The organism is Halomonas sp. 707B3 (assembly GCF_024158645.1).
Classification (GTDB): domain Bacteria; phylum Pseudomonadota; class Gammaproteobacteria; order Pseudomonadales; family Halomonadaceae; genus Vreelandella; species Vreelandella lionensis.
In genome coordinates, this window is record NZ_JAMZBE010000146.1 from 1 (window position 1) to 8,821 (window position 8,821).

Here is an 8,821-nt window from a genome sequence, read left to right on the forward strand (position 1 = left end):
ATCCCTGCGCCTGCGGGGATGAACCGCACGCCGCGTTTCAAGAGCACCGCCGGTCTGGCCGATCCCTGCGCCTGCGGGGATGAACCGCGCGCTGTTGGCAACGGCTGGGAACTTAAGCGCCGATCCCTGCGCCTGCGGGGATGAACCGTTTCGGCTTGAGATTAAAGAGTGGTTCGACGACCGATCCCTGCGCCTGCGGGGATGAACCGCTGACCCGTTTCGTTTTCGTCTGGGGCTTCCACCGATCCCCGCGCCTGCGGGGATGAACCGGCATGCATACAAGAAATTTGATTTTAAAAGCTCCGATCCCCGCGCCTGCGGGGATGAACCGAGTGGGACGACAAGCGCGGCTGCTGGAAAGACCCGATCCCCGCGCCTGCGGGGATGAACCGTCATACATCGACCAGTGCGCCATAGGCTGCTTCCGATCCCCGCGCCTGCGGGGATGAACCGCGCTGGTGCTACTGTTTCGCAGTAAGGCGTATCCGATCCCCGCGCCTGCGGGGATGAACCGCAGAATACGGGGCATAACTGACACTGCAATTCCCGATCCCCGCGCCTGCGGGGATGAACCGCACCGGTCGCCAGCAGCTTGGTGGCAATAGAACCGATCCCCGCGCCTGCGGGGATGAACCGAAGTCGGGCACTTGGTCGGCATCGTTCGCAGGCCGATCCCAGCGCCTGCGGGGATGAACCGCCCGTCAATACTCGTCAGCTCACCGTTCCTTACCCGATCCCCGCGCCTGCGGGGATGAACCGGCAGGCGGCAGGCCGACGAGTACGCAGCAGCGCCGATCCCCGCGCCTGCGGGGATGAACCGTCACGCCGGGATATGGCGAGCGAGGGCTACGACCGATCCCCGCGCCTGCGGGGATGAACCGCGAATACGAGAGCTTCTTTAGCTAGCAAAATACCGATCCCCGCGCCTGCGGGGATGAACCGGTAGCGCGACCAGCAAAGCCACGTTGACGGCTCCGATCCCCGCGCCTGCGGGGATGAACCGCACGTTTCACTTTGTAGATGGTGATTTCTTGACCGATCCCCGCGCCTGCGGGGATGAACCGGTGGACGGATACGGAATCTCCCACTTACTGTTCCGATCCCCGCGCCTGCGGGGATGAACCGTCGATCAGTGACGACCCGGCCCTAGTGATGGACCGATCCCCGCGCCTGCGGGGATGAACCGTCCATGATCTTTATGGTTCTACTATAACGGGGCCGATCCCCGCGCCTGCGGGGGTGAACCGACGCTTTACCACGTCAGCGATATTGCCGGTATCCGATCCCCGCACGAGCGGGGATGAACCGTCGAGTACTCATTGAGGTTGGTGTGTTCCCTACATTAGTGGGGATGAACCGTTTTCGCGGTACATGCGGGCTTCTGCTTTTGTCCGTTCCCCGCGCTAGCGGGGAAGATATTTAATTGGTGCGGATGGGGAGACTCGATCTCCCACACTCTAACGAATAGATATTGATGAGCTGTAAAAATAAAGGCTGTCATGCTAGTTGCTTGGTTGAGGCATCGCTGTACGGTGCGTGGGCCGCGCATCAGAAATTCCGCAACTACTCCTTCTCCTCATCCTCTTCCCAGCGTTCAATGGCGCGTTTGTCGTCGGGGAGTCGCACCATATCGCCCACGTTGAGATTTTGGTGTGACTGAAAACGGTGGCCGCGTTGGTCGAGAATGGCGGCCACGCTGCCAATGCTCACGGCATCTTCTTCGCGGTAGGCTTCTACTTTGACCCGCACAATGCGGCCTTGGTAACGGGCGGAAAGCACGGCACCTGGGTAGGGGGGCGTGTGTTCGGGGTCGTCCTTGAAGAAGGCTGCTACGCTGGCGCTGCCGGGCTCGTCCCATTCAATGTGCTTGTGCATGGTGAGTGTCCTTACTGTGGGTGAATAAAAATAAGAAGGCTCGTTAAGTGTAGTGTGCGTTGGCAGAACTCGGCCAATGTGAATAGACAGCCCTAAGCTGGGCGCTTAACGTACCTATTCAGAGGAATAGGGGAGAGGCCGCGATGCAACCGTACCGTGCGCTGTTTGAGCAGTCGGTAACACCGCTGTTTGTTGTTGATCGTTCGGCATCGGGTTCAATGAACGTTCACGCGAATGAGGCCTTTCGTCGAGTGGCGGGTTGGGCGGCAGACAATAGCGAAACGGCCTTGTTACGCTGCTTCCCGTTGGATGCTAGCAATGTGTGGGCGGCTATTCAGACATGCGATGCGCAACAGGCTCCTTACGCGTTAACGGTTAGCTGGGGGGAGTCTGCCCGCCATTGGCATTTGCAGCTTTCGCCCGTGGTGGAAGGTAGCTATCGGGCGGTGCATGGCACGCTGCTGCAAGGGTCGCTGCCCTTTAGTGAATCGTTGGATACGCTGCTTTCTCAGCTGCCGGGCTTTATTTATCAGCTGCATTACTCCGTAGAGGGCAAATGGCGCTACGCCTATGTGGGTAAGCGCGTGGTGGAGCTGTTTGGGGTGAGCGTGGAAGAGGCGCTGGCGGATGCGCAAACGCTGCTGAATAGCATTCACCCTGATGATCGTGAGGCGGTGTTTGAGAGTTCGTCGGAAAGCGCGCGAACGTTGATGCCTTGGCAGCAAGAGTTCCGCATATTTCACCGCAGCGGCAAGATGCTGTGGATAGAGGCGATAGATCGGCCGCGTCGCGAGCCGGATGGCAGCGTGCTGTGGACGGGCTACGCTAACGATATCACTCAGCGCAAGGCGCTTGAGACTGCCTTAAAGTCGAGCGAGCAGCGTTTTCGTCAGTTGGTCGAGCAGGCCAACGATATCATTTACACCTTGAGTGCCGAGGGCACGCTTACTTATGTGTCGCCTAACTGGCCGCGTATTTTGGGGCATCCGGTGGCGGAGATATGGGGGCGCAATATCAGCCAGCTTTTGCACCCGGATGATTTAGAAGCGTGCCGCCGTTATATCGCTCAGGTGTATCACACGGGCCAGCCTCAGGGGGTGATTGAGTACCGGGTGCAGCATGCTAACGGTGAGTGGCGGTGGCACTTCACTAACGGTGCGCCTCTGTTGGATGAGCAGGGGAACGTGTCGAGTTTTTTGGGGATTTCTCACGATATTACGCCCCGCCGGGAGATGGAGCAGAAAGTGCTGCATTTAGCCCAGCACGACTCCCTTACCGACCTACCGAACCGGGCGATCTTTTTTAGCCAACTGAGCGATGCTTTGGTCAAATCGCAACGCCAGGGGGATTCCTTGGCGTTGTTGTTTATCGATCTGGATAACTTTAAACCGGTGAATGACCGCTGGGGCCATGCGGTGGGCGACCAGCTGCTGCGAGAAGTGGCGCAGCGTATGCGCTTGAGGTTACGTGGCACGGATATGGTGGGGCGAATTGGTGGCGATGAGTTTGTGGCTCTGCTGGGTGGCCCGGTAAGGGATGATGAGGCATTGGCGGTGGCGAATCAGCTTTGTCAGGCGTTGGCAGAGCCGTTTGCGCTATCGGTAGGGGAGGTTGGCGTGTCGGCGAGTATAGGCGTGGCGCTGTTTCCGCTTCACGCTCAGGAGGAAGCGGCGCTGATTCACTGTGCCGACCAAGCAATGTATCAGGCGAAAGCGGAGGGTCGTCACCGGGCGGTGCTTTACTCGCCGATTGGTTCAACGGATGCGCCGACGTGCTGAAACATAAAGTTGAGCGCGGCGGGTAAGCTGGCCCGCCATACCCGCCAGGTGTGGCCGCCAGGGTAAAGGTCCAGCCGCACTTGGCCTGGTTGAATACGCTCCATGGCTTGGCGTAGCTGGCGGGCGTGAAATTCTGCATCGTACACATCACTGCGCCCGGCGCTAATGTACAGCGGCACGGGCGGGGTGTCGCTGTGTTCGGCGTTTGGGCGGGGTGTGACCTGAAGGCGGTAGGGCTCTAAATGCGCGGTGTAATTAAGCTGTTCCCATAGTGCGCGGTCAAACTGGCCCTGTTCATTTAAAAAGGCTGGGTGCCGGTTGGCGGAGGAGTTGCTAGGCGGTACGGGCACGTAGCTTGCTGGGCTAAGCGCGGCGGCGGCGGCAAACATATCGGGGCGTTCTAGTGCGAAGTTCACCGCGCCATAACCGCCCGCTGAAAGCCCCGCTACGCCGCGTAACGGGCGTGTGGTTCCTACGTGGTACGTGGTTTCGATATGGGGCAGCAGGTCGTTAAAGAAGGCGCTGCGGGCTGCTTCGTTGTGGCCATCTACCCACCAGCTGCGGCTGCCGGGCATAACAAACACAGCGGGCGGTAAATGCCCGGCCTCAATAAGGCGGTCGGCTATTTGGGGTAGGTTGCCTCGGGTGGCCCAGTCCCGCTCGTTACCAAACGAGCCGTGCAGAAGGTAAACCACGGGGTAGGGGGTTGTCGCCGCTGTGTCATATCCATCCGGTAGATAGATGGTGTAGGGGTAGTCGTAGCCCAGCGTGGATGAAAAGAACTGCTCTCGGGAAACGTCGCCTGCTAGCGCTATGTTACTCAGCGCTAGCCAGCCAAATAAGCTACATACATATCCTGCCCAGCGTGTGCCGCGCGCTATTTTCGGTTTTTTAAGCACATAGCCTCCAGGAATTTACGAACGTTTAAGAGGTCGGACAACGCTGTAAGCCGGGATGTTCATTCACATGAGCTTAGCAGCGGTGGCTTGGCGGGAGGGGAAATGCAGAAAGTCGAGGAGATTTACTGGCTGCGTGCATACGGCTGTGTGGCCGTTTTTTTGTTTCACTGGTTAGATCATATTAACCAGCGGGTAGATAACGTGGCGACCGACCTGATGCGCATTCCACTGGTGCTGGGTACACCAGTGTTTCTGTTTATCTCGGTGTTTGTGTTTGCTGTCCGTTACGATAAGCAGGTGCCGCCCGGCTTTCTGCTTCAACGCGTTAAGTACGTCATGCTGCCTTATTTGGCCTACGGGTTGATCTACTCTACCGCCGAGTGGTGGCGCTTAGCTGGAAGTGATAACGCTGTGGGCTTTTGGGAAAACGCAAAGGCCTACTTTATCTACGCGGGTTGGCATGGCTATTTTTTGATTATTGCCATGCAGTTTTATGCGGCCTACTGGGCGTTTACCCGTTGGCAGCTGTGGCGTATTCACCCCGTGCCGTGGCTGTGGGTGGCTTGTGTGGTGAGTATGGCGTATTGGGGCTTTGCCTACTGGTTTGAGATTGACCCCCCCGGCTATTTGCTGTGGGTTGCGCCGCTTGGCTGGGTGTATCTGTTTTTCTTAGCGCTGGTGCTGGTGCGCTACTACCCGTTAACGCCTTCAGCAACATTGAATGAGCGCCCTGTTTGGCTACAAACCCTTTCCCAGCCGCGCTGGCTTGCGCTGTTCGTCGGCTTGATCGTGCTGGCGACCTTTGCCCACTGGCTGGCCTTCTCTTCTAAGGAAGTGTGGGTCATTCCCTTTTTTGTGCTGTTCACACTGGCGCTTATGCGTGGCTTGAAAGGCCGCCAAGCGCCGGGGTGGGTGCGTTATATCAATGCCTACTCCTTTGGGATTTATCTGGCGCACCCGATGTTTTTTGTCATCACCGATGTGCTGGTGGGCCCTGCCACGCTGCCCGTGGTTGCGTATGGTTTGCTGCTGATATTGATAGGTAGCGTGGGGTCGGTACTGCTGAATAAAGCGGTGAATACTACTACCCTGGGGGCAATGCTTTTTGGCAAACGGCTGAAGGTATAAACGGCCGAGAAATAGCGCGGGCGAAAATCGTTATCAGGATAAAGCGGGCGTGCTTAGGAGGAGGGGGGCGGCAAGCGGGAAGAGGGGGAGTGGGTGCCGCGTCTAGTTGGCGAACCCCGCGCAAGGCCTAAGGCTTCACCGCTGATGGTTTTTAATCGCGTTGGGCAAGCGTACAGGCGCTGTAAGAAGTCCTGCAGTGCTGGCGCTTCAAGCTCGGGGTCAAACCCGCCTAAGCGCTCAAACCATGTTCGGCGAATGGCGACGTAGGGCGGCACCGCTGTGGACGCACCAAAAAAGCGCTGCAGCAGGCGTTCAGATAACCGAGGAGTGGTAGCGCTAATCAAGAGCGCGTCTAGCGCTAGGGTGTGTAGCTGTGGGTAGAGTAGGTACCACAGCTGTGCTGCCAGGGGCTGTTTATCCAGCGCAATCATCACCCATTCCGCTTGGCTCACATAGGCTGCCCGGTTGATCCGTGCGCCTAGCGTTTGCGAGGGCGTGATTAAGCAGTGCACATGGTAGCGCTGCTCAATGGACGATAGACGCTCATCTACCTGATTGCACGTCACAATAATTGGCACCACATGCTCTGCAAGGCCCGACTCTCGGATGGAACGTAGGTGTCGCGGTAGCAAGGCTCCTGTCACTGTTGCGTCAACGATAAAGCAAACCGTACTCATGTAAGCGGCTTCCTTTGTTATGAAACCTGTCTGAATGTAATTTATTGTAGGTGTTGGTTTATTTGCGTAGCAAGATAAAGTTTTCTGACGGTAGCTCGCTAGGCGCTGGGTTTTTTGAACCAACTTGGTGCACTGATACCTTTTTATGAGCTTTTATGGTGCGCCAATAAAAAAATAATGGCGCTTTTGTGCGCAACCAAAAGGCCTTTGCTACATGAAGAGGCATCTCTTCATAGGTTTTTGTATTTTAAAAACAAAGCATTATAAATTTTTGATGCCATAATGGTGCAGAGTTGGCATGCTCTGTGCTTATACATTGTAGATAGTTTTGTCACCAGCTATTAGATCGTATGCAGAAGCCTCTCGGCATGCTACAACGATAGCCGGTCTGAAATGATCGCTGGGCGTTTTGTTATCCATCGTCAGGCAAACGTTAAGCGAACAAAAAAGACAAACGCGCCACATGCAGCTGCGTGTTGAACGATTTGTTGAATAACACTTTTATCGATAGCTTACAGTTACAAGCTTTAAGCCACGCTCATACCGGAGGACACTATGTCAGCCAAGACTCTCGCGCTAATCGAAGAACATGATGTTAAGTGGGTAGATCTGCGTTTCACCGACACGCGCGGTAAAGAGCAGCACGTCACCGTACCGGCACGCGACGTGAATGAAGAGTTTTTTGAAAACGGCCAAATGTTTGACGGCTCTTCTATTGAAGGCTGGAAAGGCATTAATGAATCCGACATGATCCTGCGTCCGGAAGACGGCACCGGCTTCCTGGACCCCTTCACCGAAGACGCTACCCTGATCCTGCGTTGCGACATCATCGAGCCTGCTACCATGCAGGGCTATGATCGCGACCCGCGCTCTATCGCTAAGCGTGCAGAAGCTTACCTGCAGTCTACCGGTCTGGGCGACACCGCCTTCTTCGGCCCAGAGCCGGAATTCTTCATCTTTGACGAAGTGCACTGGAAGTCCGATATCCAGGGCTCTATGTACAAAATCACGTCTGATGAAGGCGCTTGGGCAACTGACAATAAAGTAGAAGGCGGCAACCTGGGTCACCGTCCGCGTGTGAAAGGCGGCTACTTCCCGGTTCCTCCGGTCGATAGCTTCCACGATATCCGTGGCGCGATGTGTAACACCCTGGAAGCGATTGGCCAGACCGTGGAAGTTCACCACCACGAAGTTGCCAACGCGGGTCAGAACGAAATCGGCGTTAAATTCAACACGCTGGTGAAGAAAGCTGACGAAGTTCAGGAAATGAAGTACGTGATCCACAACGTGGCGCACGCTTACGGCAAAACCGCTACCTTCATGCCGAAACCGCTGGTAGGCGACAACGGTTCTGGTATGCACGTACACCAGTCGTTCTGGAAAGATGGTCAGAACCAGTTTGCTGGCGACGAGTACGCGGGCCTGTCTGAAATGGCGCTGTACTACATCGGCGGTATCATCAAGCACGCTCGTGCCCTGAACGCCTTCACCAACGCGTCTACCAACTCGTACAAGCGTCTGGTACCGGGCTTCGAAGCACCGGTCATGCTGGCCTACAGTGCCCGTAACCGTTCAGCTTCTATCCGTATTCCTTACACCGCTAGCCCGAAAGGCAAGCGTGTAGAGACTCGCTTCCCTGATCCGACCGCTAACCCCTACCTGGCGTTTGCAGCGATGCTGATGGCGGGTATCGACGGTATCAAGAACAAGATCCACCCTGGCGATGCCATGGACAAGAACCTGTACGACCTGCCGCCGGAAGAAGGCAAATCCGTACCGACCGTTGCCAACAGCCTGGACCAAGCACTGGAAGCACTCGATGCTGACCGTGCTTTCCTGACCGAAGGCGGCGTATTTACTGAGGAAATGATCGATGCCTACATCGAGCTGAAGATGGAAGAAGTGGAGCGCATTCGCATGACCACTCACCCGATCGAGTTCGACATGTACTACTCTTGCTAAGAACGGTTGCTAAACACCGTTTTAACAAGAGTGCTAACATCCACCCTTGCGGTGTGAGTAGCCTGAAAAACCCCGCCTCGGCGGGGTTTTTGTTGGAGCAACATAAGGGTGAGAAAGTAATGATCAGTAGATGGCGTTTGCGTCAAAAAAGTGGTTTGTCCACAGGGGCTGCGCTGCTGCTGGGCCTGTGGGTAAGCGCTGCGCAGGCTCAAACGGTGTATCGCGTGGTGGATGCGCAGGGCAACGTGACGTTTACTGACAACCCAGAGCGCGGTGGTAAAGCGATCACGCTGGCCCCGCTGCCAAGCGTGCCTACCGCTGCTCGGCCTGCTTCTCCGTCTCCCCGCGCCAAGGGGAATCCTGGCCAACCGTTTATGCCCTATGACCGCTTTGCGATTGCTAACCCAGCGGCGGGGGCCTCGTTGCGAAGTAATATGACGCCGGTTGAAGTGGCGGTTTCGCCGCCGCTACGCGACGACCACCAAATTCAACTGCTCGTGAA

At 56.5% G+C, this 8,821-nt stretch carries 7 protein-coding genes and 1 CRISPR repeat array; of the genes, 4 read left to right on the forward strand and 3 right to left on the reverse strand.

Annotation, left to right across the window (positions count from 1 at the left end; genetic code table 11):
- Positions 1–1,359: direct repeats of the CRISPR family, unit length 29 nt; unit sequence CCGATCCCCGCGCCTGCGGGGATGAACCG.
- A gap of 204 nt (positions 1,360–1,563) precedes the next feature.
- The gene (locus BIS10_RS15425; protein WP_253506427.1) at positions 1,564–1,875 is read right to left on the reverse strand and encodes a hypothetical protein; all 312 of its coding nucleotides are present in this window, start codon (positions 1,873–1,875) and stop codon (positions 1,564–1,566) included.
- A 143-nt stretch (positions 1,876–2,018) separates the two neighbouring features.
- On the opposite strand from BIS10_RS15425, the gene BIS10_RS15430 reads away from it, so the two are divergent.
- The gene (locus tag BIS10_RS15430; protein ID WP_253506429.1) at positions 2,019–3,653 is read left to right on the forward strand and encodes a sensor domain-containing diguanylate cyclase; all 1,635 of its coding nucleotides are present in this window, start codon (positions 2,019–2,021) and stop codon (positions 3,651–3,653) included.
- On the opposite strand, the gene BIS10_RS15435 is transcribed toward BIS10_RS15430, so the two are convergent.
- Positions 3,614–4,552 carry an alpha/beta hydrolase gene (locus BIS10_RS15435; RefSeq protein ID WP_392567187.1) on the reverse strand — a complete coding sequence of 313 codons (939 nt, stop codon included), beginning with the start codon at positions 4,550–4,552 and terminating at the stop codon, positions 3,614–3,616. The genes BIS10_RS15430 and BIS10_RS15435 overlap by 40 nt on opposite strands.
- Before the next feature lie 102 nt (positions 4,553–4,654).
- On the opposite strand from BIS10_RS15435, the gene BIS10_RS15440 reads away from it, so the two are divergent.
- Positions 4,655–5,680, forward strand: a complete 1,026-nt coding sequence (locus BIS10_RS15440; RefSeq protein WP_253506431.1) for an acyltransferase family protein — start codon at positions 4,655–4,657, stop codon at positions 5,678–5,680.
- A gap of 53 nt (positions 5,681–5,733) precedes the next feature.
- On the opposite strand, the gene BIS10_RS15445 is transcribed toward BIS10_RS15440, so the two are convergent.
- Entirely contained in the window at positions 5,734–6,357 is a 624-nt protein-coding gene (locus BIS10_RS15445; protein WP_083026159.1) for a glycosyltransferase family A protein, read from the reverse strand.
- Between the two features lie 555 nt (positions 6,358–6,912).
- On the opposite strand from BIS10_RS15445, the gene glnA reads away from it, so the two are divergent.
- Entirely contained in the window at positions 6,913–8,319 is a 1,407-nt protein-coding gene (gene glnA / locus BIS10_RS15450) for a glutamate--ammonia ligase (RefSeq protein ID WP_074211174.1), read from the forward strand.
- Between the two features lie 119 nt (positions 8,320–8,438).
- A partial coding sequence (locus BIS10_RS15455; RefSeq protein ID WP_253506433.1) for a DUF4124 domain-containing protein occupies positions 8,439–8,821 on the forward strand: 383 nt, incomplete at its 3' end.